The 20,977-nt window shown below is 58.6% G+C and carries 33 protein-coding genes; all 33 read left to right on the forward strand.

Going from position 1 to position 20,977, the window contains the following annotated elements; all coding sequences use genetic code 11:
- Positions 1 to 84 precede the first annotated feature (84 nt).
- Positions 85 to 1,932 (forward strand): DNA helicase RecQ, encoded by a 1,848-nt coding sequence (gene recQ / locus SB822_RS29145; RefSeq protein WP_007578357.1) that lies wholly within the window; start codon positions 85 to 87, stop codon positions 1,930 to 1,932.
- 220 nt (positions 1,933 to 2,152) lie between these two features.
- Positions 2,153 to 2,533, forward strand: a complete 381-nt coding sequence (gene rpsL, locus SB822_RS29150) for a 30S ribosomal protein S12 (protein ID WP_006053290.1) — start codon at positions 2,153 to 2,155, stop codon at positions 2,531 to 2,533.
- 186 nt (positions 2,534 to 2,719) lie between these two features.
- The gene (gene rpsG / locus SB822_RS29155) at positions 2,720 to 3,190 is read left to right on the forward strand and encodes a 30S ribosomal protein S7 (protein ID WP_006053291.1); all 471 of its coding nucleotides are present in this window, start codon (positions 2,720 to 2,722) and stop codon (positions 3,188 to 3,190) included.
- Positions 3,191 to 3,320: 130 nt separating this feature from the next.
- Positions 3,321 to 5,423: an elongation factor G gene (fusA, locus tag SB822_RS29160; RefSeq protein WP_007733823.1), complete on the forward strand. Its 2,103-nt coding sequence runs from the start codon at positions 3,321 to 3,323 to the stop codon at positions 5,421 to 5,423.
- A 47-nt stretch (positions 5,424 to 5,470) separates the two neighbouring features.
- Positions 5,471 to 6,661: an elongation factor Tu gene (gene tuf, locus SB822_RS29165; protein WP_063497539.1), complete on the forward strand. Its 1,191-nt coding sequence runs from the start codon at positions 5,471 to 5,473 to the stop codon at positions 6,659 to 6,661.
- A 127-nt stretch (positions 6,662 to 6,788) separates the two neighbouring features.
- Positions 6,789 to 7,100, forward strand: coding sequence for a 30S ribosomal protein S10 (gene rpsJ, locus SB822_RS29170; protein ID WP_006998489.1), 312 nt, complete (start codon positions 6,789 to 6,791; stop codon positions 7,098 to 7,100).
- A gap of 188 nt (positions 7,101 to 7,288) precedes the next feature.
- Complete coding sequence (gene rplC / locus SB822_RS29175) at positions 7,289 to 7,948, forward strand: 50S ribosomal protein L3 (RefSeq protein ID WP_410856218.1); 660 nt, start codon at positions 7,289 to 7,291, stop codon at positions 7,946 to 7,948.
- A complete protein-coding gene (gene rplD / locus SB822_RS29180) occupies positions 7,948 to 8,568 on the forward strand; it encodes a 50S ribosomal protein L4 (RefSeq protein WP_007730523.1) in 621 nt (206 codons plus the stop codon). The genes rplC and rplD overlap by 1 nt, the downstream gene beginning before the upstream one ends.
- Positions 8,565 to 8,879 (forward strand): 50S ribosomal protein L23, encoded by a 315-nt coding sequence (rplW, locus tag SB822_RS29185; protein WP_007730525.1) that lies wholly within the window; start codon positions 8,565 to 8,567, stop codon positions 8,877 to 8,879. The genes rplD and rplW overlap by 4 nt, the downstream gene beginning before the upstream one ends.
- Before the next feature lie 2 nt (positions 8,880 to 8,881).
- Complete coding sequence (gene rplB / locus SB822_RS29190; RefSeq protein ID WP_007730527.1) at positions 8,882 to 9,709, forward strand: 50S ribosomal protein L2; 828 nt, start codon at positions 8,882 to 8,884, stop codon at positions 9,707 to 9,709.
- Positions 9,710 to 9,719: 10 nt separating this feature from the next.
- On the forward strand, positions 9,720 to 9,995 hold the full coding sequence (rpsS, locus tag SB822_RS29195; protein WP_006998484.1) for a 30S ribosomal protein S19: 276 nt from the start codon (positions 9,720 to 9,722) through the stop codon (positions 9,993 to 9,995).
- A gap of 12 nt (positions 9,996 to 10,007) precedes the next feature.
- Complete coding sequence (rplV, locus tag SB822_RS29200) at positions 10,008 to 10,337, forward strand: 50S ribosomal protein L22 (protein ID WP_007730533.1); 330 nt, start codon at positions 10,008 to 10,010, stop codon at positions 10,335 to 10,337.
- A gap of 11 nt (positions 10,338 to 10,348) precedes the next feature.
- Complete coding sequence (gene rpsC, locus SB822_RS29205) at positions 10,349 to 11,143, forward strand: 30S ribosomal protein S3 (protein WP_007730536.1); 795 nt, start codon at positions 10,349 to 10,351, stop codon at positions 11,141 to 11,143.
- Positions 11,144 to 11,145: 2 nt separating this feature from the next.
- The gene (gene rplP, locus SB822_RS29210) at positions 11,146 to 11,562 is read left to right on the forward strand and encodes a 50S ribosomal protein L16 (protein ID WP_007730545.1); all 417 of its coding nucleotides are present in this window, start codon (positions 11,146 to 11,148) and stop codon (positions 11,560 to 11,562) included.
- Between the two features lie 10 nt (positions 11,563 to 11,572).
- A complete protein-coding gene (gene rpmC, locus SB822_RS29215) occupies positions 11,573 to 11,767 on the forward strand; it encodes a 50S ribosomal protein L29 (protein WP_007180130.1) in 195 nt (64 codons plus the stop codon).
- Positions 11,764 to 12,036, forward strand: coding sequence for a 30S ribosomal protein S17 (gene rpsQ, locus SB822_RS29220; RefSeq protein WP_007730563.1), 273 nt, complete (start codon positions 11,764 to 11,766; stop codon positions 12,034 to 12,036). Before rpmC ends, rpsQ begins: the two co-directional genes overlap by 4 nt.
- Before the next feature lie 293 nt (positions 12,037 to 12,329).
- Positions 12,330 to 12,698 carry a 50S ribosomal protein L14 gene (rplN, locus tag SB822_RS29225; protein WP_007730565.1) on the forward strand — a complete coding sequence of 123 codons (369 nt, stop codon included), beginning with the start codon at positions 12,330 to 12,332 and terminating at the stop codon, positions 12,696 to 12,698.
- Positions 12,699 to 12,707: 9 nt separating this feature from the next.
- The gene (gene rplX / locus SB822_RS29230; protein ID WP_009770932.1) at positions 12,708 to 13,016 is read left to right on the forward strand and encodes a 50S ribosomal protein L24; all 309 of its coding nucleotides are present in this window, start codon (positions 12,708 to 12,710) and stop codon (positions 13,014 to 13,016) included.
- Positions 13,017 to 13,032: 16 nt separating this feature from the next.
- The gene (gene rplE / locus SB822_RS29235) at positions 13,033 to 13,572 is read left to right on the forward strand and encodes a 50S ribosomal protein L5 (protein WP_006052214.1); all 540 of its coding nucleotides are present in this window, start codon (positions 13,033 to 13,035) and stop codon (positions 13,570 to 13,572) included.
- A 7-nt stretch (positions 13,573 to 13,579) separates the two neighbouring features.
- Positions 13,580 to 13,885: a 30S ribosomal protein S14 gene (rpsN, locus tag SB822_RS29240; protein WP_007730586.1), complete on the forward strand. Its 306-nt coding sequence runs from the start codon at positions 13,580 to 13,582 to the stop codon at positions 13,883 to 13,885.
- 14 nt (positions 13,886 to 13,899) lie between these two features.
- On the forward strand, positions 13,900 to 14,295 hold the full coding sequence (rpsH, locus tag SB822_RS29245; RefSeq protein ID WP_007730595.1) for a 30S ribosomal protein S8: 396 nt from the start codon (positions 13,900 to 13,902) through the stop codon (positions 14,293 to 14,295).
- Positions 14,296 to 14,314: 19 nt separating this feature from the next.
- On the forward strand, positions 14,315 to 14,845 hold the full coding sequence (gene rplF, locus SB822_RS29250; protein ID WP_007730598.1) for a 50S ribosomal protein L6: 531 nt from the start codon (positions 14,315 to 14,317) through the stop codon (positions 14,843 to 14,845).
- Positions 14,846 to 14,857: 12 nt separating this feature from the next.
- A complete protein-coding gene (gene rplR, locus SB822_RS29255; protein WP_007730600.1) occupies positions 14,858 to 15,223 on the forward strand; it encodes a 50S ribosomal protein L18 in 366 nt (121 codons plus the stop codon).
- A gap of 14 nt (positions 15,224 to 15,237) precedes the next feature.
- On the forward strand, positions 15,238 to 15,756 hold the full coding sequence (gene rpsE / locus SB822_RS29260) for a 30S ribosomal protein S5 (protein ID WP_007730604.1): 519 nt from the start codon (positions 15,238 to 15,240) through the stop codon (positions 15,754 to 15,756).
- Positions 15,757 to 15,766: 10 nt separating this feature from the next.
- Positions 15,767 to 15,949, forward strand: coding sequence for a 50S ribosomal protein L30 (gene rpmD / locus SB822_RS29265; protein WP_007730608.1), 183 nt, complete (start codon positions 15,767 to 15,769; stop codon positions 15,947 to 15,949).
- Between the two features lie 30 nt (positions 15,950 to 15,979).
- On the forward strand, positions 15,980 to 16,414 hold the full coding sequence (rplO, locus tag SB822_RS29270) for a 50S ribosomal protein L15 (protein ID WP_007730611.1): 435 nt from the start codon (positions 15,980 to 15,982) through the stop codon (positions 16,412 to 16,414).
- A gap of 46 nt (positions 16,415 to 16,460) precedes the next feature.
- Positions 16,461 to 17,807 (forward strand): preprotein translocase subunit SecY, encoded by a 1,347-nt coding sequence (secY, locus tag SB822_RS29275; RefSeq protein WP_009770931.1) that lies wholly within the window; start codon positions 16,461 to 16,463, stop codon positions 17,805 to 17,807.
- 8 nt (positions 17,808 to 17,815) lie between these two features.
- Positions 17,816 to 18,034, forward strand: coding sequence for a translation initiation factor IF-1 (infA, locus tag SB822_RS29280; RefSeq protein ID WP_004521905.1), 219 nt, complete (start codon positions 17,816 to 17,818; stop codon positions 18,032 to 18,034).
- Between the two features lie 20 nt (positions 18,035 to 18,054).
- Positions 18,055 to 18,171, forward strand: coding sequence for a 50S ribosomal protein L36 (gene rpmJ / locus SB822_RS29285; RefSeq protein WP_004199844.1), 117 nt, complete (start codon positions 18,055 to 18,057; stop codon positions 18,169 to 18,171).
- Between the two features lie 41 nt (positions 18,172 to 18,212).
- Positions 18,213 to 18,578: a 30S ribosomal protein S13 gene (gene rpsM / locus SB822_RS29290; protein WP_006052223.1), complete on the forward strand. Its 366-nt coding sequence runs from the start codon at positions 18,213 to 18,215 to the stop codon at positions 18,576 to 18,578.
- A 28-nt stretch (positions 18,579 to 18,606) separates the two neighbouring features.
- The gene (gene rpsK / locus SB822_RS29295) at positions 18,607 to 19,011 is read left to right on the forward strand and encodes a 30S ribosomal protein S11 (protein ID WP_006052224.1); all 405 of its coding nucleotides are present in this window, start codon (positions 18,607 to 18,609) and stop codon (positions 19,009 to 19,011) included.
- A gap of 146 nt (positions 19,012 to 19,157) precedes the next feature.
- Positions 19,158 to 19,781, forward strand: a complete 624-nt coding sequence (gene rpsD / locus SB822_RS29300; RefSeq protein WP_007730694.1) for a 30S ribosomal protein S4 — start codon at positions 19,158 to 19,160, stop codon at positions 19,779 to 19,781.
- Positions 19,782 to 19,905: 124 nt separating this feature from the next.
- Positions 19,906 to 20,883, forward strand: a complete 978-nt coding sequence (locus SB822_RS29305) for a DNA-directed RNA polymerase subunit alpha (protein WP_007730697.1) — start codon at positions 19,906 to 19,908, stop codon at positions 20,881 to 20,883.
- Positions 20,884 to 20,977: the final 94 nt, after the last annotated feature.

Below are 20,977 nucleotides of genomic sequence, written 5' to 3' on the forward strand. Positions count from 1 at the left end.
CAGTTACACGACAAAGCTCGGGCGAAGTGCGATTGCGTTGGTAAAATTCGTGTCACCCGCTCCGCGCACTTTTCTCTCTCCTTCATGTCCCGTTCGCTCCAGATCCTCAACGAAGTTTTCGGTTATCCCGCGTTTCGAGGGCAGCAGGGCGAAATCGTCGAACACGTTTCTTCAGGCGGCGACTGTCTGGTGCTGATGCCGACTGGCGGCGGCAAATCGCTGTGCTATCAGATTCCTTCACTGGTGCGCCGCGAAGCTGGGTTGGGCGCAGGGATCGTCGTGTCGCCGCTGATCGCGTTGATGCAAGATCAGGTGGCGGCGCTGAGGGAAGTCGGTGTGCGCGCGGCGTATCTGAACTCAACGCTGTCGGGCGCCGATGCAGCCGCGACGGAGCGCGCGTTGCGTGAGGGCGAAATCGATCTGCTGTATGTCGCCCCTGAACGGCTGATGACGCCGCGCTTTCTCGATCTGATCGAACGCGCGCGCATCGGCTTGTTCGCCATCGACGAAGCGCATTGCGTGTCGCAATGGGGCCACGATTTCAGGCCCGAGTACATCCAGCTTTCGGTGTTGCACGAGCGGTTCCCTTCGGTACCGCGTATCGCGCTGACCGCCACCGCCGACGCGATCACACGCGACGAAATCATCCATCGCCTGGCGCTCGACGACGCGCGTGTGTTCGTGTCGAGCTTCGATCGACCGAACATCCGCTATCGGATCGTCGAGAAGGACAACGCGCGTTCGCAACTGCTCGACTTCATCCGCGCGGAACACACGCGCACGGACGGCACGACTGACGCGGGCGTCGTGTATTGCCTGTCGCGCCGCAAGGTCGAGGAAACGGCCGAGTGGCTGAAAGGGCAGGGAGTGCGCGCGCTGCCATATCACGCGGGCATGGAATTCGAAGTGCGTCAGCGGCATCAGGAGATGTTTCAGCGCGAGGAAGGCGTCGTGATGTGCGCGACGATTGCGTTCGGCATGGGCATCGACAAGCCGGATGTGCGCTTTGTCGCGCATCTGGATTTGCCGAAGAGCGTCGAAGGCTATTACCAGGAGACGGGGCGTGCCGGCCGTGATGGTTTGCCGGCGAACGCCTGGATGACGTACGGTCTCGGCGACGTCGTGCAGCAGCGCAAGATGATCGACGAATCCGAAGCCGACGACGCGCATAAGCGCGTGCAAACCGGCAAGCTCGACGCGTTGCTCGGTTTGTGTGAAGCCGCGACGTGCCGGCGCGTGCGGCTGCTCGCTTACTTCGGCGAAGAGGGCAAGCCGTGCGGCAACTGCGATACATGTCTCGAGCCGCCGGCGTCGTGGGATGCGACGCGTGAATCGCAGATGGCGCTGTCATGCGCGTTTCGTGCGCAGCGCGCTAGCGGCTTCAATTTCGGCGCAGGACATCTGATCGACATTCTTCGCGGCAATCGTACTGAGAAGATTCTGCAGCGTGGCCACGAGAAGCTGAGCACCTTCGGAATCGGCGCGGCGTTGTCCGAGCATGAATGGCGTGCGGTGTTTCGCCAGTTGGTCGCATTCGGATTTCTCACCGTCGATCACGACGGTTTCGGCGCCCTCGTGCTGACTGAAGCCAGTAAGCCCGTGCTAAAAGGCGAGCAACAAGTGACGATGCGTCGCTATGTGAAGCCGGTGCGCACGCGTCAATCTTCGGGACGCACAAGCGAACGGGCCGATCCGACAGCGGGCATGAATTCACGCGAGCGAGCGCGTTGGGACCGCCTGCGCGCTTGGCGCACCGAAACCGCGAAGAGCGATGGCGTACCGGCGTACGTCATTTTCCACGACGCCACGCTGGCCGAAATCGCGCGTAATTCCCCGGAATCGCTCGAAGATTTGCGCCACATTCCCGGCATGGGCGCGCGCAAGCTCGACCGTTTCGGCGACGAGCTGCTCGAAGTCGTCGCCGCGGATTGAGTTCGAACAGCCCGCCAACCCTTTCGAATCGACGCAACCTGTTGACTCGTTTGGGATTTTCGGAATATGATGCTAGGTTCCGGTTCTTGGCGGGATTGCGTGCGATGCAAGCTCGTCGCCGACACGTCAAGGCTGGAAGTCAGCAGTAGTCAGAAACGCGTCATTTTCTGCTTTGCCCAGAAACGAACGCGTCGATTTTGTTCAATTTCAGGAATAAACAATGCCAACCATCAATCAACTGGTTCGCAAAGGCCGCACGTCGGAAACGACGAAGAGCAAGAGCCCGGCCTTGCAGGACTGCCCCCAGCGTCGCGGCGTGTGCACCCGTGTGTACACCACGACACCTAAGAAGCCTAACTCGGCGCTCCGTAAGGTCGCCAAGGTTCGTCTGACGAACGGCTTCGAAGTCATTTCGTACATCGGTGGTGAAGGCCACAACCTGCAGGAACACTCGGTCGTGCTGATCCGCGGCGGCCGTGTGAAGGACTTGCCGGGTGTGCGTTACCACATGGTTCGTGGCTCGCTGGATACCCAGGGCGTCAAGGATCGTAAGCAAGCTCGCTCGAAGTACGGTGCGAAGCGTGCCAAGGCTGGCAAGTAAGCAGCCGGTCAGCAGTAACAGGTCGCTCGCAAGAGCGGTTTAGCGGTGGTGCCGGAGAGCCGGTGCTGTCGAGTAAGTGGTCACCCGACCAGGCTGGTAAGTCGTTATGGATGAATCGGGTTAGTTGGTGGCCGCGGGGTGGGTGCATGAAAGCGCCGCTCCAACTGAAAAGTTAAAGGAAGAAACATGCCGCGTCGTCGCGAAGTTCCCAAGCGGGAAGTGTTGCCGGATCCGAAGTTCGGTAACGTTGATGTTGCAAAATTCATGAACGTGCTGATGCTCTCCGGTAAGAAGTCGGTTGCCGAGCGCATCGTGTACGGCGCTTTCGAACAGATCCAGACCAAGGGTGGCAAGGACCCGCTGGAAGTGTTCACGGTAGCGCTCAACAACGTGAAGCCGGTGGTCGAAGTGAAGAGCCGTCGCGTTGGTGGTGCGAACTATCAGGTTCCGGTCGAAGTGCGTCCGTCGCGTCGTATGGCATTGGCGATGCGTTGGTTGCGTGAAGCCGCGAAGAAGCGCAGCGAGAAGTCGATGGCTCTGCGTCTGGCTGGTGAACTCTCCGAAGCGGCTGAAGGCCGTGGCGGCGCGATGAAGAAGCGCGACGAAGTTCACCGGATGGCAGAAGCCAATAAGGCGTTCTCGCATTTCCGTTTCTAAGCATCCCGTCCCCGGGCTGGCAGTAAAGCGGAAAGAAATTCCGGGCGGGTGCGCTTACAAAGCGCCTCGCCCGTTTGTGTTAGAGCGCGATGGACTGGTTTCCATCGTGTCATCCCAATAGAGGATTAAAGTGGCTCGCAAGACACCTATCGAGCGCTACCGCAACATCGGTATTAGCGCTCACATCGACGCCGGCAAAACGACGACGACCGAGCGCATCCTGTTCTATACCGGCGTGAACCACAAGATCGGTGAAGTGCACGACGGCGCCGCCACCATGGACTGGATGGAGCAGGAACAGGAACGTGGTATTACCATCACGTCCGCTGCTACCACGGCGTTCTGGAAAGGCATGGCAGGCGACCGCGCCGAGCACCGTATCAACATCATCGACACCCCGGGCCACGTCGACTTCACGATTGAAGTCGAGCGCTCGATGCGCGTGCTCGACGGTGCGTGCATGGTCTACTGCGCTGTGGGCGGCGTGCAGCCGCAGTCGGAAACGGTGTGGCGCCAGGCGAACAAGTACAAGGTTCCCCGTCTCGCGTTCATCAACAAGATGGACCGCACCGGCGCGAACTTCTTCAAGGTCTACGACCAGCTCAAGCTGCGTCTGAAGGCGAACCCGGTTCCCGTCGTCGTGCCGATCGGCGCGGAAGAGAACTTCACGGGCGTCGTCGATCTGATGAAGATGAAGGCGATCATTTGGGACGAAGCGTCCCAAGGTACGAAGTTCTCGTACGAAGACATCCCGGCTGAACTGGTCGATTCGTGCAACGAATGGCGCGAAAAGATGATCGAAGCCGCGGCTGAGTCGAGCGAAGAATTGATGAACAAGTACCTCGAAGACGGCGAGCTGTCGGAGGCGGAAATCATCAAGGGTCTGCGCGACCGTACGATCGCTTGCGAAATTCAGCCGATGCTGTGCGGCACCGCGTTCAAGAACAAGGGCGTACAACGTATGCTGGACGCCGTTCTGGACTTCCTGCCGTCGCCTGTCGACATTCCGCCGGTTACGGGCGAACTGGAAAACGGCGAAAAGGGTGAGCGCCGCGCTGCCGACGACGAAAAGTTCTCGGCACTGGCATTCAAGATCATGACGGACCCGTTCGTCGGCCAGCTGATCTTCTTCCGTGTGTACTCGGGCGTCGTGAATTCGGGCGACACCGTGCTGAACGCGACCAAAGACAAGAAGGAACGTCTCGGTCGTATTCTGCAGATGCACGCGAACCAGCGCGAAGAAATCAAGGAAGTGCGCGCAGGCGACATCGCTGCTGCAGTCGGACTGAAAGACGCAACGACCGGCGACACGCTGTGCGATCCGCAAAGCCCGATCGTGCTCGAACGCATGATTTTCCCGGAGCCGGTGATTTCGCAGGCTGTTGAGCCGAAGACGAAGCCTGACCAGGAAAAGATGGGTCTGGCGCTGAATCGTCTGGCTCAGGAAGATCCGTCGTTCCGCGTTCAAACGGACGAAGAATCGGGTCAAACCATTATTTCGGGCATGGGCGAGCTCCACCTGGAAATTCTGGTTGACCGTATGAAGCGCGAATTCGGCGTTGAAGCTACCGTCGGCAAGCCGCAGGTTGCTTACCGCGAAACGATTCGCGGCAAGGCGGAAGACGTTGACGGCAAGTTCGTCAAGCAGTCGGGTGGTCGCGGCCAATACGGCCACGCGGTCATCACGCTCGAGCCGAATGAGCAAGGCAAGGGCTACGAGTTCCTCGACGAGATCAAGGGTGGTGTGATTCCGCGCGAATACATCCCCGCGGTCGACAAGGGTATCCAGGAAACGCTGAAGGCAGGCGTGCTGGCAGGCTTCCCGGTCGTCGACGTCAAGGTTCACCTGACGTTTGGCTCGTACCACGACGTTGACTCGAACGAAAATGCGTTCCGCATGGCCGGCTCGATGGCGTTCAAGGAAGCAATGCGCAAGGCTCAACCGGTCATCCTCGAACCGATGATGGCTGTCGAAGTCGAAACGCCGGAAGACTACATGGGCAACGTGATGGGCGACCTGTCGGGCCGTCGCGGTATTGTTCAGGGTATGGAAGACATGATTGGCGGCGGCAAGATCGTTCGCGCTGAAGTGCCGCTGTCGGAAATGTTCGGCTACTCGACGTCCCTGCGCTCGTTGAGCCAAGGTCGTGCAACGTACACGATGGAATTCAAGCACTATTCCGAAGCGCCGCGTAACGTGTCGGAAGCGATCATCAACGCGAAGTCGAAGTAAGACCTCGCGAAGTCAATCATCGAACAACTTTTTGAAAGAAGAGAACCATGGCTAAAGGTAAATTCGAACGGACCAAGCCGCACGTGAACGTCGGCACGATCGGTCACGTTGACCACGGCAAGACCACGCTGACGGCAGCGATCACGACGGTGCTGACCAAGAAGTTTGGCGGCGAAGCGAAGGCCTATGACCAGATCGACGCGGCGCCGGAAGAAAAGGCACGTGGCATCACGATCAACACGGCGCACGTCGAGTACGAAACGGCTAACCGCCACTACGCGCACGTCGACTGCCCGGGCCACGCTGACTATGTGAAGAACATGATCACGGGCGCAGCGCAGATGGACGGCGCAATCCTGGTGTGCTCGGCAGCAGACGGCCCGATGCCGCAAACGCGTGAGCACATCCTGCTGGCGCGTCAGGTCGGTGTGCCGTACATCATCGTGTTCCTGAACAAGTGCGACATGGTGGACGACGCCGAGCTGCTCGAGCTGGTGGAAATGGAGGTGCGCGAGCTGCTGTCGAAGTACGACTTCCCGGGCGACGACACGCCGATCATCAAGGGTTCGGCCAAGCTGGCGCTGGAAGGCGACACGGGCGAGCTGGGCGAAGTGGCGATCATGAACCTGGCCGACGCACTGGATACGTACATCCCGACGCCGGAGCGCGCAGTTGACGGTGCGTTCCTGATGCCGGTGGAAGACGTGTTCTCGATCTCGGGTCGCGGCACGGTGGTGACGGGTCGCGTTGAACGCGGCGTCGTCAAGGTCGGCGAGGAAATCGAAATTGTCGGTATCAAGCCGACGGTGAAGACGACCTGCACCGGCGTGGAAATGTTCCGCAAGCTGCTCGACCAGGGTCAGGCAGGCGACAACGTCGGTATCCTGCTGCGCGGCACGAAGCGTGAAGATGTGGAGCGTGGCCAGGTGCTGGCCAAGCCGGGTTCGATCAACCCGCACACGCACTTCACGGCTGAAGTGTACGTGCTGAGCAAGGACGAAGGCGGTCGTCATACGCCGTTCTTCAACAACTATCGTCCGCAGTTCTACTTCCGTACGACGGACGTGACGGGTTCGATCGAGTTGCCGAAGGACAAGGAAATGGTCATGCCGGGCGACAACGTGTCGATCACGGTGAAGCTGATCAACCCGATCGCGATGGAAGAAGGTCTGCGCTTCGCGATCCGCGAAGGTGGCCGTACTGTCGGCGCAGGTGTCGTTGCCAAGATCCTCGAGTAAAATCGCGGATTGCTGTAGCAATATGCAGTGCCCGGGTCTGGGCACTCGCGCTCAGCGGGCGCCCGGACCTACGCTCTTTTTCTAATCGGCGGTGCAATATCGCCTCGCTCTTTCCAAGGAATTCGTCATGCAGAACCAGAAAATCCGCATTCGCCTGAAGGCATTCGACTACCGTCTGATCGATCAATCGGCTGCTGAAATCGTCGACACAGCAAAGCGGACGGGCGCAATCGTTCGCGGTCCGGTGCCCCTGCCGACCCGCATTCAGCGTTTCGACATCCTGCGTTCGCCGCACGTCAACAAGACGTCGCGCGACCAGCTCGAAATCCGCACGCACCAACGCCTGATGGACATCGTCGATCCGACGGACAAGACCGTTGACGCGCTGATGAAGCTGGACCTGCCGGCTGGCGTGGACGTCGAAATCAAGCTGCAGTAAAGGTCTCGGACGGCATCCAGATTCGCGGATGCCGCTAAGTCTTTGATTGCTTGCAGAAAACGAAAAGCCTCGCTATAATGCAAGGCTTTTCGCGCATTTGCGTAAAAAAGCCGTTGCAATTCGTCTCTGAAACGCTCGGCATTTTGTAAATTAGCCCCGACCAATCGCAGTCGGGAATGGAGAAAACGATGAGCCTTGGACTCGTAGGTCGCAAGGTTGGCATGACCCGTATCTTCACGGCTGAAGGGGATTCGATTCCCGTCACCGTGCTGGACGTGTCCGACAACCGCGTGACGCAGATCAAGACTGTTGAAACCGACGGCTACACGGCCGTTCAGGTTGCCTTCGGTACGCGCCGTGCATCGCGCGTGACGAAGCCGTTCGCAGGTCATCTCGCCAAAGCCGGTGTTCAAGCCGGTGAAATCCTCAAGGAATTCCAGATCGACGCCGTCAAGGCTGCCGAGCTGTCGAATGGCGCAGTGATCGGTGTGGATCTCTTCGAAGTGGGCCAGAAGGTCGATGTGCAAGGCACCTCGATCGGTAAGGGCTACGCCGGTACCATCAAGCGCTACAACTTCGCTTCGGGCCGTGCATCGCACGGTAACTCGCGTTCGCACAACGTGCCGGGTTCGATCGGTATGGCGCAGGATCCGGGTCGTGTTTTCCCGGGTAAGCGCATGACGGGTCATATGGGTGACGAGACGGTCACCGTGCAGAACCTCGAAATCGCACGTATCGACGCAGATCGCAAGCTGCTGCTGGTCAAGGGTGCTGTTCCGGGTGCGAAGGGCGGCAAGGTTTTCGTGACGCCGGCTGTGAAGGCGCGTGCCGTGAAAGGAGCGAAATAATGGAACTTAAGCTCCTGAATGCCAACGGTCAGGAAGGCGCAGCAGTCAACGCGTCGGACGTCGTGTTCGGCCGTGACTACAACGAAGCCCTGATCCACCAGATCGTCGTCGCTTATCAGGCGAACGCACGTAGCGGCAACCGCGCTCAGAAGGACCGTGAGCAGGTCAAGCACACCACGAAGAAGCCGTGGCGACAGAAGGGTACGGGCCGTGCTCGTGCCGGTATGTCGTCGAGCCCGTTGTGGCGTGGCGGCGGTCGCATCTTCCCGAATTCGCCGGAAGAAAATTTCTCGCACAAGGTCAACAAGAAGATGCATCGCGCAGGTCTCTGCTCGATCTTCTCGCAGCTGGCCCGCGAAGGCCGCATCGCGGTTGTCGACGAGCTGACGCTCGAAGCGCCGAAGACGAAGCTGCTGGCCGAAAAGTTCAAGGCGATGGGTCTCGACTCCGTGCTGGTCATCACCGACACGGTTGACGAAAACCTGTACCTCGCGTCGCGCAATCTGGCCCACGTGGCCGTTGTCGAGCCGCGTTACGCCGACCCCCTGTCGCTGATCTACTTCAAGAAAGTGCTGATCACGAAGGCTGCGGTCGCCCAGATCGAGGAGTTGCTGTCATGAGCGAAGTTCGCAAAAACGATCATCGTTTGATGCAAGTTCTGCTCGCGCCGGTGATCTCCGAAAAGGCGACGCTGGTGGCTGACAAGAACGAGCAAGTCGTGTTCGAAGTTGCGCCGGACGCTACGAAGCAGGAAGTGAAGGCTGCTGTCGAGCTGCTGTTCAAGGTGGAAGTCAATTCCGTCAACGTGCTGGTCCAGAAGGGCAAAGCAAAGCGCTTTGGCCGTTTCATGGGTAAGCGCAAGGACGTGAAGAAGGCGTACGTCTGCCTGAAGCCCGGCCAGGAAATCAACTTTGAAGCGGAGGCCAAGTAATCATGGCAATCGTGAAAGTTAAGCCGACTTCGCCGGGCCGCCGCGCGATGGTCAAGGTGGTCAACAAGGATCTGCATAAGGGCAAGCCGTACGCACCGCTGCTCGACACGCAGAGCAAGACCGCCGGCCGTAACAACAACGGTCGTATCACCACGCGTCATAAGGGTGGTGGTCACAAGCAGCACTATCGTATCGTCGACTTCCGTCGCACGAAGGATGGCATTCCCGCGAAGGTCGAACGCCTCGAGTACGATCCGAACCGTAGCGCGAACATCGCGCTGGTCGTGTACGCAGATGGCGAACGTAGCTACATCATCGCTCCGAAGGGCGTGACGGTTGGCCAGCAACTGATGTCGGGTTCGGAAGCTCCGATCCGCGCAGGCAACACGCTGCCGATCCGCAACATTCCGGTTGGTACGACGATTCACTGCATCGAAATGCTGCCGGGCAAGGGCGCGCAAATGGCGCGTTCGGCTGGTACGTCGGCGATGCTGTTGGCTCGTGAAGGCACCTACGCGCAGGTTCGTCTGCGCTCGGGCGAAATCCGCCGCGTTCACATCGAGTGCCGCGCGACGATCGGTGAAGTAGGCAACGAAGAGCACAGCCTCCGTCAAATCGGTAAGGCTGGCGCGAACCGCTGGCGCGGTATCCGCCCGACGGTGCGTGGCGTTGCAATGAACCCGGTCGATCACCCGCACGGTGGTGGTGAAGGCAAGACGGCTGCAGGTCGCGATCCGGTGAGCCCGTGGGGCACGCCGACGAAGGGTTATCGCACCCGTAGCAACAAGCGCACGACGAGCATGATCGTCCAGCGCCGTCACAAGCGTTAAGGAGTAGGCAATGGCACGTTCTATTAAAAAAGGTCCGTTCTGCGACGCCCATTTGCTGAAGAAAGTTGAGGCGGCTGCAGCATCGCGCGACAAGAAGCCAATCAAGACCTGGTCGCGTCGTTCGACGATCCTGCCGGACTTCATCGGTCTGACGATCGCCGTTCATAACGGCCGTCAACACGTTCCGGTGTACGTCACGGAAAACATGGTCGGCCACAAGCTTGGCGAGTTCGCACTGACCCGTACGTTCAAGGGTCACGCGGCCGACAAGAAGGCCAAGAAATAAGGGGCAATCAAGATGGAAGTGAAAGCAATTCATCGCGGTGCCCGCATCTCGGCGCAGAAAACGCGCCTTGTGGCTGACCAGATTCGTGGTTTGCCGGTCGACAAGGCGCTGAACGTTCTGACGTTCTCGCCGAAGAAGGCGGCGGGTATCGTTAAGAAGGTCGTGCTGTCTGCGATCGCGAATGCGGAACACAACGAAGGCGCCGATATCGACGAGCTCAAGATCACGAGCATCTACGTCGACAAGGCTGCTTCGCTGAAGCGTTTCACCGCACGCGCAAAGGGTCGCGGTAACCGCATCGAGAAGCAATCCTGTCACATCACTGTGACGGTCGGGAATTAAGGAGCCATACGATGGGACAGAAAATTCATCCGACTGGCTTCCGTTTGGCCGTCAGCCGCAATTGGGCTTCGCGTTGGTACGCGAACAACAACAATTTCGCGGCGATGTTGCAGGAAGACATCGGTGTTCGTGAATACCTGAAGAAGAAGCTGAAGAACGCGTCCGTCGGCCGCGTTGTGATCGAGCGTCCTGCAAAGAACGCGCGTATCACGATTTTCAGCTCGCGTCCGGGTGTCGTGATCGGCAAGAAGGGTGAAGACATTGAACTGCTGAAGGCCGAGCTGCAAAAGCGCATGGGCGTTCCGGTTCACGTGAACATCGAAGAAATCCGCAAGCCGGAAACGGATGCGCAGCTGATCGCCGATTCGATCACGCAACAGCTCGAACGCCGGATCATGTTCCGCCGTGCGATGAAGCGTGCGATGCAAAACGCGATGCGTCTGGGTGCTCAAGGCATCAAGATCATGAGCGCGGGCCGTCTGAACGGTATCGAAATCGCTCGTACGGAGTGGTATCGCGAAGGTCGCGTGCCCCTGCACACGCTGCGTGCGGACATCGACTACGCAACCTCGGAAGCGAAGACGACGTACGGCATCATCGGCGTGAAGGTATGGGTCTACAAGGGCGACACGCTCGGCCGCAACGACGCTCCGGTGGTTGAAGAAGTCGCCGAAGAAAAGCGTCCGCGCCGCAACGCACGTCCGGGCGATCGACGCCCGCGTCGCGATGGTGAAGGTGCACCGGCAGGTGCTCGCCGTGGTGCTCCGCGCCGAGGCGGTGCTGGCGACGGTAAGACTGGAGAATAACGATGCTGCAACCGAAACGCAGGAAGTATCGCAAAGAGCAGAAGGGTCGTAACACGGGCGTCGCAACGCGTGGTAACGCGGTGTCGTTCGGTGAATACGGTCTGAAGGCTATCGGTCGCGGCCGCCTGACCGCACGTCAGATTGAAGCAGCGCGTCGTGCAATGACGCGTCACATCAAGCGCGGCGGCCGCATCTGGATTCGCATTTTCCCGGACAAGCCGATCTCGCAGAAGCCGGCTGAAGTACGTATGGGTAACGGTAAAGGTAACCCTGAGTACTACGTCGCTGAGATTCAACCGGGCAAGATGCTGTACGAAATGGACGGTGTGACCGAAGAACTGGCACGTGAAGCGTTCCGTCTGGCTGCAGCCAAGCTGCCGCTGAAGACGACGTTCATGGTTCGCCAGCTCGGCGCCTAAGGAGTGAATGATGAAGGCATCCGAACTTCACCAGAAAGATCAGGCCGCGCTCAACAAGGAGCTGTCGGACCTGTTGAAGGCGCAATTCGGCCTGCGCATGCAACTCGCGACCCAGCAGCTCACGAACACGAGCCAGCTGAAGAAGGTTCGTCGCGACATCGCACGTGTGCGGACCGTCCTGACTGAGAAGGCGAACCAGAAATGAACGATAGCGTAAAAACCTCGCTCAAGCGGACGCTGGTCGGCAAGGTCGTCAGCAACAAGATGGACAAGACGGTAACCGTGCTGGTCGAGCACCGCGTGAAGCACCCGATCTACGGCAAGTACGTCGTACGTTCGAAGAAGTACCACGCTCATGATGAAGCGAACACGTACAACGAGGGCGATCTCGTTGAAATCCAGGAAACTCGTCCGGTGTCGAAGACGAAGGCTTGGGCTGTGTCGCGTCTGATTGAAGCTGCTCGAATCATCTAAAGCGGCTGAGCTGTAAGAAGTAGTTGAAATCGCAGTAGATTTCGCTTGCAAGACCGAGATTATTTGTTATAATCTCGGTCTTCCCTCTTTGTGGGAGCCCCATCGCGGGCGAAGTCGTAGGTGGGGGAAGCGATTTGGGCGTCAGTCCACGTCGACAGAATCACCAGATTGCGATGGCGGGTGTCGTTTGCCGTCGCTGCTGTTCATACCCAAGCAGCCGATTGGCTGACGGGACCAAGACTGACCGGGTGCGCCATGGTGGTGTGACCGGATTAAGTTGGGAAAGATAAACCATGATCCAGACCGAAACTCGGCTCGAAGTGGCCGACAACACGGGTGCGCGTGAAGTCATGTGCATCAAGGTGCTCGGCGGCTCGAAGCGTCGTTATGCCAACATTGGCGACATCATCAAGGTGACCGTCAAAGAAGCAACGCCGCGCGGGCGCGTGAAGAAAGGCGAAATCTACAACGCCGTGGTGGTTCGCACCGCCAAGGGCGTGCGTCGTCAAGACGGCTCGCTGATCAAGTTCGACGGCAACGCAGCCGTGCTTTTGAATACCAAGCTCGAGCCTATCGGCACCCGTATCTTTGGGCCGGTTACGCGTGAGCTGCGCAGCGAACGTTTCATGAAGATCGTTTCGCTCGCGCCGGAAGTGCTGTAAGGAGCCGAGATGAACAAGATTCGCAAAGGTGATGAAGTCGTCGTAGTTACCGGTAAAGACAAGGGCAAGCGCGGTGTTGTGCTGGCTGTTGCCGATGACCGTGTGACCGTCGAAGGCCTCAATATCGCCAAGAAGCATGTGAAGCCGAACCCGATGAAGGGTACGACGGGCGGTGTAGAAGCGAAGGCAATGCCGTTGCATATTTCGAACGTCGCGCTGGTCGACGCGAATGGCAAGCCGTCGCGTGTCGGCATCAAGGTCGAGGGAGACAAGAAGGTTCGTTTCCTGAAGTCGACCGGTGCTGTGCTGAGCGCCTGACGCTGCGGAGTAAAAAATGGCACGTTTGCAAGAATTTTATAAAGAGAAGGTTGTTCCCGGCCTGATCGAGAAGTTCGGTTACAAGTCCGTGATGGAAGTGCCGCGCATCACCAAGATCACCCTGAACATGGGTCTTGGCGAAGCCGTCGCTGACAAGAAGATCATCGAGAACGCCGTTGGCGATCTGACGAAGATCGCGGGCCAGAAGCCGGTCATCACGAAGGCACGCAAGGCAATCGCAGGCTTCAAGATCCGTCAGGGTTACCCGATCGGCGCGATGGTCACGCTGCGTGGCCAGGCAATGTACGAATTTCTCGACCGTTTCGTGACGGTTGCGCTCCCGCGGGTGCGTGACTTCCGTGGCGTGTCGGGCCGTGCATTCGACGGTCGTGGCAACTACAACATCGGTGTGAAAGAGCAGATCATTTTCCCCGAAATCGACTACGACAAGATCGACGCGTTGCGTGGGCTGAATATCAGCATCACAACGACTGCGAAGACTGACGATGAAGCAAAGGCACTGCTCGCCAGCTTCAAGTTCCCGTTCAGAAACTGAGGTTACCGTGGCTAAACTGGCACTGATCGAACGTGAAAAGAAGCGTGCGCGCCTGGCTGCCAAGTTCGCACCTAAGCGTGCCGAGCTGAAGGCAATCATCGACGACCAAAGCAAGTCGGAAGAAGAGCGTTATGCGGCTCGTCTCGAGCTGCAACAACTGCCGCGCAATTCGAACCCGACCCGCAAGCGCAATCGTTGCGCAATCACTGGTCGTCCGCGTGGCACGTTCCGTAAATTCGGGCTGGCGCGTAACAAGATTCGTGAAATCGCGTTCCGCGGCGAGATCCCTGGCCTGACCAAGGCGAGCTGGTAATAGGAGAAACGTAAATGAGCATGAGTGATCCTATCGCCGATATGCTGACTCGCATCCGCAACGCGCAGATGGTTGAGAAGGTTTCGGTGACGATGCCCTCGTCGAAAGTCAAGGTTGCGATCGCGCAAGTCCTGAAGGATGAAGGCTATATCGACGATTTCGCAGTTAAGGCTGAAGGTGCGAAGTCGGAATTGAACATCGCGTTGAAGTACTACGCTGGCCGTCCGGTTATTGAGCGCCTCGAACGCGTCTCGAAGCCTGGTCTGCGTGTGTACCGCGGCCGCAACGATATCCCGCAGGTCATGAATGGCCTCGGCGTTGCGATCGTTTCGACGCCGAAGGGTGTGATGACGGACCGCAAGGCGCGCGCTACAGGCGTCGGCGGCGAAGTCATCTGCTACGTCGCTTAAAACCGAAGGGAGAAGAAACATGTCTCGAGTAGGTAAAAGCCCGATCGCGCTGCAAGGCGCCGAAGTGGCCCTGAGCGACGAGCGCATTACCGTCAAGGGCCCGCTAGGTACGATCTCGCAAAACGGGAATCGCCTCGTAAAAGTGGTGAACGACAACGGCACGCTGAAGTTCGAGCCTGTTGACGAAAGCCGCGAAGCAAATGCGATGTCGGGCACGATGCGCGCGCTGGTCGCGAACATGGTGCAAGGCGTGACCAAGGGTTTCGAGCGCAAGCTGACGCTGGTTGGCGTCGGTTATCGTGCGCAAGCGCAAGGCGACAAGCTGAACCTGTCGCTGGGTTTCTCGCACCCGGTGGTGCACCAGATGCCGGAAGGCGTCAAGGCTGAAACCCCGTCGCAAACCGAAATCGTGATCAAGGGGATCAATAAGCAACAAGTTGGCCAGGTCGCTGCAGAAGTGCGCGGCTATCGTCCGCCGGAGCCCTATAAGGGCAAGGGCGTGCGCTATGCCAACGAGGTTGTGATCCTCAAAGAAACGAAGAAGAAGTAAGGGTGCGCAATCATGGATAAGACTCAATCACGCCTGCGCCGCGCTCGTCAGACGCGTGTCAAGATCGCTGAGCTGCAAGTCGCGCGTCTGGCCGTGCATCGCACGAACACGCACATCTATGCGCAAGTGTTCTCGCCGTGCGGCACTAAGGTGCTCGCCAGCGCATCGACGCTCGAAGCCGAAGTGCGTGCGCAACTGGCCGACCAGTCGGGCAAGGGTGGCAACGTTGCTGCTGCGACCCTGATCGGCAAGCGCATTGCAGAAAAGGCTAAGGCTGCCGGCATCGAATCCGTCGCCTTTGACCGCTCGGGTTTCCGCTACCACGGCCGCGTGAAGGCGCTGGCTGATGCTGCGCGTGAAGCCGGGCTCAAGTTCTAAGGAAGGAATTCGTCATGGCAAAGATGCAAGCGAAAGTTCAGGCTGACGAACGCGACGACGGCCTTCGCGAAAAGATGATTTCGGTCAACCGCGTGACCAAGGTCGTGAAGGGTGGCCGTATTCTCGGCTTCGCCGCACTGACCGTGGTTGGCGACGGTGATGGCCGCGTCGGCATGGGCAAGGGCAAGGCCAAGGAAGTTCCGGTCGCTGTTCAAAAGGCAATGGAACAAGCCCGCCGCAACATGTTCAAGGTACCGCTCAAGAACGGTACGCTGCAACACGAAGTGCACGGTAAGCACGGCGCATCGACGGTTCTCCTCGCTCCGGCGAAGGATGGTACCGGCGTTATCGCTGGCGGCCCGATGCGCGCTGTGTTCGACGTGATGGGCGTGCAAAACGTTGTGGCCAAGAGCCACGGTTCGACGAACCCGTACAACCTCGTTCGTGCGACGCTGGATGGTCTGCGCAAGCAGTCGACGCCGGCTGACATCGCGGCGAAGCGTGGTAAGTCCGTCGAAGACATTCTGGGCTAAGGTGGTCACCATGTCTGATAAAACTGTCAAGGTTCAGCTCGTCAAGAGCCTGATTGGGACCCGCGAATCGCACCGCGCCACGGTGCGCGGTCTTGGCCTGCGTCGCCTGAACTCGGTTAGCGAGCTGCAGGACACGCCGGCTGTGCGCGGCATGATCAACAAGGTCTCGTACCTCGTTAAGGTCATCGGCTAAGCGGCCGTTCGGGCACTCAAGGAGTTGATAATGGAATTGAATAACCTGAAGCCGGCTGAAGGCGCGAAGCATGCAAAGCGTCGCGTTGGTCGCGGCATCGGCTCCGGTCTCGGCAAGACCGCTGGCCGTGGTCATAAGGGTCAGAAGTCGCGTTCGGGTGGCTTCCACAAGGTCGGCTTCGAAGGCGGTCAAATGCCGCTGCAACGCCGTCTGCCGAAGCGTGGCTTTACCTCGCTGACGAAGGAATTCGTCGGTGAAGTACGCCTCGGCGATCTGGAAAAGCTGCCGGTCGACGACATCGATTTGCTGGCACTGAAGCAAGCCGGTTTGATCGGCGAGCTGATGACCAGCGCCAAGATCATTGCGACGGGCGAGTTGAAGCGCAAGATCGTTGTGAAGGGTCTGTCTGCGACGAAGGGCGCGCGCGCCGCGATCGAAGCAGCCGGCGGTTCGTTCGCCGAGTAACGTGCAAGTCGATTGCCGTCACTAGCATTTGCATCGGAGAAGGTACTTGGCTAACAGCCCGAGTCTCGCAAAACCCGGTCGGAGCGCGGCGAAGTTCGGCGATCTGCGTCGGCGTGCAGTGTTCCTGCTGCTGGCGCTGGTCGTCTACCGTATTGGCGCGCATATTCCGGTGCCGGGTATCGACCCGGACCAGCTGGCAAAGTTGTTTCAGAGCCAGTCGGGCGGCATCCTTGGCATGTTCAACATGTTCTCGGGTGGCGCACTTTCGCGGTTCACGATTTTCGCGCTTGGGATCATGCCGTATATCTCAGCGTCGATCATCATGCAGTTGCTGGCGATCGTCTCGCCACAGCTCGAAGCGCTGAAGAAGGAAGGACAGGCGGGTCAACGGAAGATTACGCAGTACACGCGTGTCTTCACGGTGCTTCTTGCCACATTCCAGGCTTTCGGTATCGCTGTTGCGCTGGAGAACCAGCCGGCATTGGTGATCGATCCTGGCATGGTCTTCCGGCTGACGACGGTTGTGACGCTCGTGACCGGCACGATGTTCCTGATGTGGCTCGGTGAGCAAATCACGGAACGCGGTCTGGGTAACGGCATTTCGATCATTATTTTCGGCGGTATCGCAGCGGGTTTCCCGAATGCGATCGGTGGGCTATTCGAACTGGTTCGCACCGGGTCGATGAGCATCATCTCGGCGATTATCGTGGTCGCGCTGATTGCTGCAGTGACGTTTCTGGTGGTGTTCATTGAACGCGGCCAGCGCAAGATTCTTGTGAACTACGCGAAGCGGCAAGTCGGCAACAAGATTTATGGCGGACAGTCGTCGCACCTACCGTTGAAGCTGAACATGTCGGGCGTGATTCCGCCGATCTTCGCATCGTCGATCATCCTGTTCCCGGCAACCATCCTGAACTGGTTCAGTTCGGGTTCGCGGACCGGGTGGTTCTCGGACACGCTGCACAACTTGGCCGAGGCGCTCAAGCCCGGTCAGCCGGTGTACGTGTTGCTGTACGCGTTGGCGATCGTGTTCTTCTGCTTCTTCTACACCGCGCTGGTGTTCAACAGCAGAGAGACGGCCGACAACCTGAAGAAGAGTGGTGCATTCGTCCCGGGTATTCGTCCTGGTGATCAGACGGCGCGCTATATCGACCGCATCCTGACGCGTCTGACGCTGGCCGGTGCGATCTACATCGTGTTCGTTTGCTTACTGCCCGAGTTTCTGGTGCTGCGCTGGAATGTGCCGTTTTATTTTGGTGGAACGTCGCTGCTGATCATTGTCGTCGTCACAATGGATTTCATGGCGCAGGTGCAGTCGTACGTTATGTCGCAACAGTATGAGTCGCTGCTGAAGAAGGCTAACTTCAAGGGCGGCGGCGTCCCGATGCGTTGAAAGGACTTATGGCCAAAGACGATGTAATCCAGATGCAGGGCGAGGTTATCGAAAACCTCCCCAACGCTACCTTTCGGGTGAAGCTGGAGAACGGCCATGTCGTATTGGGACACATATCCGGCAAGATGCGGATGCACTACATCCGTATCCTTCCGGGCGACAAGGTGACGGTTGAATTGACGCCTTACGATCTGTCGCGTGCGCGGATCGTGTTCCGGGCGAAGTGATTTGAAAAAAGGGTAATATCATGAAAGTGATGGCATCGGTTAAGCGCATTTGCCGCAATTGCAAGATCATCAAGCGCAAGGGCGTCGTTCGCGTGATTTGCAGCTCTGATCCGCGCCACAAGCAGCGTCAAGGCTGAACGCCGCGCTTTTGTTTGCGCTTTTTGTTTGAGGAAAAACAATGGCTCGTATCGCAGGGGTTAACATCCCGAACCACCAGCATACCGAAATCGGCTTGACGGCAATTTACGGTATCGGCCGCACGCGCTCGCGCGACATTTGCGTCGCAGCTGGTGTGGCATTTTCGAAGAAGGTCAAGGACCTGAACGACGCAGACCTCGAAAAGCTGCGTGAAGAGGTCGGCAAGTTCATCGTTGAAGGCGATCTACGCCGTGAAACGACGATGAACATTAAGCGCCTGATGGATCTCGGCTGCTATCGTGGCGTGCGTCATCGTAAGGGCCTGCCCCTGCGTGGCCAGCGCACGCGTACGAATGCCCGTACGCGCAAGGGTCCGCGTCGTGCAGCGCAATCGCTGAAGAAGTAAGCGGGACTGACAGTTACAGGAAAACGTAATGGCTAAGGCTTCGAACAACTCCGCGGCGCAACGCGTTCGCAAGAAGGTCAAGAAGAACGTCGCCGAGGGCGTGGTTCACGTTCACGCGTCGTTCAACAACACCATCATCACGATCACCGATCGTCAAGGCAATGCATTGGCTTGGGCGACGTCGGGTGGCCAGGGCTTCAAGGGTTCGCGTAAGTCGACCCCGTTTGCAGCTCAGGTCGCAGCTGAATCGGCTGGTCGCGTGGCGATGGAATACGGCGTGAAGAACCTCGAAGTGCGGATCAAGGGCCCTGGCCCTGGCCGTGAATCCGCGGTGCGCGCGCTGCATGGTCTTGGCATCAAGATCACCGCGATCTCCGACGTGACGCCGGTTCCGCACAACGGCTGCCGTCCGCCGAAGCGTCGTCGTATCTAAGACGCTTGCTCCGCTTGCGCCTGTTGCCGCTAACGGCGGTAGCAGGCTGCTTGCGTTATTGAATTGACTAAGCCCACCGTTCGACCCAAAGGGTTCGGACTAGCGTGAATGAGAGTTCACGTGATCAATCATAGAAGGAATGCAAAGTGGCACGCTATATCGGCCCTAAAGCCAAGCTGTCTCGCCGTGAAGGCACCGATCTCTTCCTGAAGAGCGCCCGTCGTTCGCTCGCTGACAAGTGCAAGCTTGACAGCAAGCCTGGTCAACATGGCCGTACCTCGGGCGCACGTACGTCCGACTACGGCACGCAGCTGCGCGAAAAGCAAAAAGTGAAGCGTATCTACGGCGTGCTCGAGCGCCAGTTCCGCCGTTACTTCGCTGAAGCCGACCGTCGGAAGGGCAACACGGGTGAAAACCTGCTGAAGCTGCTCGAGTCGCGTCTGGACAACGTCGTGTATCGCATGGGCTTCGGTTCGACGCGCGCTGAAGCGCGTCAGCTCGTGAGCCACAAGTCGATCACGGTGAACGGCGTCGTCGCGAACATCCCGTCGCTGCAAGTCAAGGCTGGCGACGTGGTTGCCGTGCGCGAACAGTCGAAGAAGCAGGCTCGTATTCTCGAAGCGCTGTCGCTCGCCGAACAGGGCGGTCTGCCGCAGTGGGTTGCTGTCGATTCGAAGAAGTTCGAAGGCACGTTCAAGCAAATGCCGGAACGCAGCGACATCGCTGGCGACATCAACGAAAGCCTGATCGTCGAATTGTATTCGCGCTAATCGGATTGACGGCCGAGGTTCCCCGATTGCGTTAGGCAAGGGGGCACCTCGGCTGTTTATTTTCAGGTTGTTACCGGTCAGCCTTATCGGTGTAACGAGCCGAGGGTATTGAAAAGGAAAACCTATGCAAACCAGTTTGTTGAAGCCCAAGATCATCGCTGTTGAATCGCTTGGCGAAAGCCACGCGAAAGTGGTCATGGAACCGTTTGAACGGGGTTATGGCCACACCTTGGGTAACGCGCTTCGGCGTGTGTTGCTGTCGTCGATGGTGGGCTACGCGCCGACCGAAGTGACGATCGCAGGCGTCGTGCACGAATACTCGACGCTCGATGGTGTGCAGGAGGACGTGGTCAACCTGTTGTTGAACCTGAAGGGCGTGGTGTTCAAGCTGCATAACCGTGACGAAGTGACGGTTACGCTGCGCAAGGAAGGCGAAGGCGTTGTCACGGCTGGCGACATCGAACTCGCACACGACTGCGAAGTGATCAACCCGGATCACGTAATTGCGCATCTGTCGAAGGGCGGTAAACTCGACGTGCAGATCAAGGTCGAAAAGGGCCGTGGCTATGTCCCGGGCAACGTGCGTCGTTACGGCGAAGAATCGGCCAAGATCATCGGCCGTATCGTGCTGGATGCGTCGTTCTCGCCGGTTCGCCGTGTGAGCTACGCCGTGGAAAGCGCGCGTGTCGAACAGCGTACTGACCTCGACAAGCTCGTGATGAACATCGAAACCAACGGCGTGATTTCGCCGGAAGAAGCGATCCGTCAATCGGCGCGTATTCTGGTCGATCAGCTGTCGGTGTTCGCAGCGCTGGAAGGCACGGAAGCAGCGGCAGAAGCACCGTCGCGGGCGCCGCAGATCGATCCGATCCTGCTGCGTCCGGTTGATGATCTCGAACTGACGGTTCGTTCCGCGAACTGCCTGAAGGCCGAGAACATCTATTACATCGGCGATCTGATCCAACGCACGGAAAACGAGCTGCTGAAGACGCCGAACCTGGGTCGCAAGTCGCTGAACGAGATCAAGGAAGTGCTCGCTTCGCGTGGCCTGACGCTCGGCATGAAGCTCGAAAACTGGCCGCCGGCTGGTCTCGACAAATAAGTCAAGCAGTATCGACTGGTAAGGACGCGGATTTTCCTTTAAAATCCGCGTCCTGCCTTTTTCACTACCGGCCCGTGCTTTCCACGCCGTACAC

Origin of the sequence: Paraburkholderia sp. SIMBA_054 (genome assembly GCF_046534875.1) — a bacterium.
Lineage (GTDB): Bacteria > Pseudomonadota > Gammaproteobacteria > Burkholderiales > Burkholderiaceae > Paraburkholderia > Paraburkholderia hospita.

Coding starts and splice junctions, on each gene's coding strand:
- recQ (WP_007578357.1), top strand. CDS start 85: ATGTCCCGTTCGCTCCAGATCCTCAACGAAGTTTTCGGTTATCCCGCG.
- rpsL (WP_006053290.1), top strand. CDS start 2,153: ATGCCAACCATCAATCAACTGGTTCGCAAAGGCCGCACGTCGGAAACG.
- rpsG (WP_006053291.1), top strand. CDS start 2,720: ATGCCGCGTCGTCGCGAAGTTCCCAAGCGGGAAGTGTTGCCGGATCCG.
- tuf (WP_063497539.1), top strand. CDS start 5,471: ATGGCTAAAGGTAAATTCGAACGGACCAAGCCGCACGTGAACGTCGGC.
- rpsJ (WP_006998489.1), top strand. CDS start 6,789: ATGCAGAACCAGAAAATCCGCATTCGCCTGAAGGCATTCGACTACCGT.
- rplC (WP_410856218.1), top strand. CDS start 7,289: ATGAGCCTTGGACTCGTAGGTCGCAAGGTTGGCATGACCCGTATCTTC.
- rplD (WP_007730523.1), top strand. CDS start 7,948: ATGGAACTTAAGCTCCTGAATGCCAACGGTCAGGAAGGCGCAGCAGTC.
- rplW (WP_007730525.1), top strand. CDS start 8,565: ATGAGCGAAGTTCGCAAAAACGATCATCGTTTGATGCAAGTTCTGCTC.
- rplB (WP_007730527.1), top strand. CDS start 8,882: ATGGCAATCGTGAAAGTTAAGCCGACTTCGCCGGGCCGCCGCGCGATG.
- rpsS (WP_006998484.1), top strand. CDS start 9,720: ATGGCACGTTCTATTAAAAAAGGTCCGTTCTGCGACGCCCATTTGCTG.
- rplV (WP_007730533.1), top strand. CDS start 10,008: ATGGAAGTGAAAGCAATTCATCGCGGTGCCCGCATCTCGGCGCAGAAA.
- rpsC (WP_007730536.1), top strand. CDS start 10,349: ATGGGACAGAAAATTCATCCGACTGGCTTCCGTTTGGCCGTCAGCCGC.
- rplP (WP_007730545.1), top strand. CDS start 11,146: ATGCTGCAACCGAAACGCAGGAAGTATCGCAAAGAGCAGAAGGGTCGT.
- rpmC (WP_007180130.1), top strand. CDS start 11,573: ATGAAGGCATCCGAACTTCACCAGAAAGATCAGGCCGCGCTCAACAAG.
- rpsQ (WP_007730563.1), top strand. CDS start 11,764: ATGAACGATAGCGTAAAAACCTCGCTCAAGCGGACGCTGGTCGGCAAG.
- rplN (WP_007730565.1), top strand. CDS start 12,330: ATGATCCAGACCGAAACTCGGCTCGAAGTGGCCGACAACACGGGTGCG.
- rplX (WP_009770932.1), top strand. CDS start 12,708: ATGAACAAGATTCGCAAAGGTGATGAAGTCGTCGTAGTTACCGGTAAA.
- rplE (WP_006052214.1), top strand. CDS start 13,033: ATGGCACGTTTGCAAGAATTTTATAAAGAGAAGGTTGTTCCCGGCCTG.
- rpsH (WP_007730595.1), top strand. CDS start 13,900: ATGAGCATGAGTGATCCTATCGCCGATATGCTGACTCGCATCCGCAAC.
- rplF (WP_007730598.1), top strand. CDS start 14,315: ATGTCTCGAGTAGGTAAAAGCCCGATCGCGCTGCAAGGCGCCGAAGTG.
- rplR (WP_007730600.1), top strand. CDS start 14,858: ATGGATAAGACTCAATCACGCCTGCGCCGCGCTCGTCAGACGCGTGTC.
- rpsE (WP_007730604.1), top strand. CDS start 15,238: ATGGCAAAGATGCAAGCGAAAGTTCAGGCTGACGAACGCGACGACGGC.
- rpmD (WP_007730608.1), top strand. CDS start 15,767: ATGTCTGATAAAACTGTCAAGGTTCAGCTCGTCAAGAGCCTGATTGGG.
- rplO (WP_007730611.1), top strand. CDS start 15,980: ATGGAATTGAATAACCTGAAGCCGGCTGAAGGCGCGAAGCATGCAAAG.
- infA (WP_004521905.1), top strand. CDS start 17,816: ATGGCCAAAGACGATGTAATCCAGATGCAGGGCGAGGTTATCGAAAAC.
- rpmJ (WP_004199844.1), top strand. CDS start 18,055: ATGAAAGTGATGGCATCGGTTAAGCGCATTTGCCGCAATTGCAAGATC.
- rpsM (WP_006052223.1), top strand. CDS start 18,213: ATGGCTCGTATCGCAGGGGTTAACATCCCGAACCACCAGCATACCGAA.
- rpsK (WP_006052224.1), top strand. CDS start 18,607: ATGGCTAAGGCTTCGAACAACTCCGCGGCGCAACGCGTTCGCAAGAAG.
- SB822_RS29305 (WP_007730697.1), top strand. CDS start 19,906: ATGCAAACCAGTTTGTTGAAGCCCAAGATCATCGCTGTTGAATCGCTT.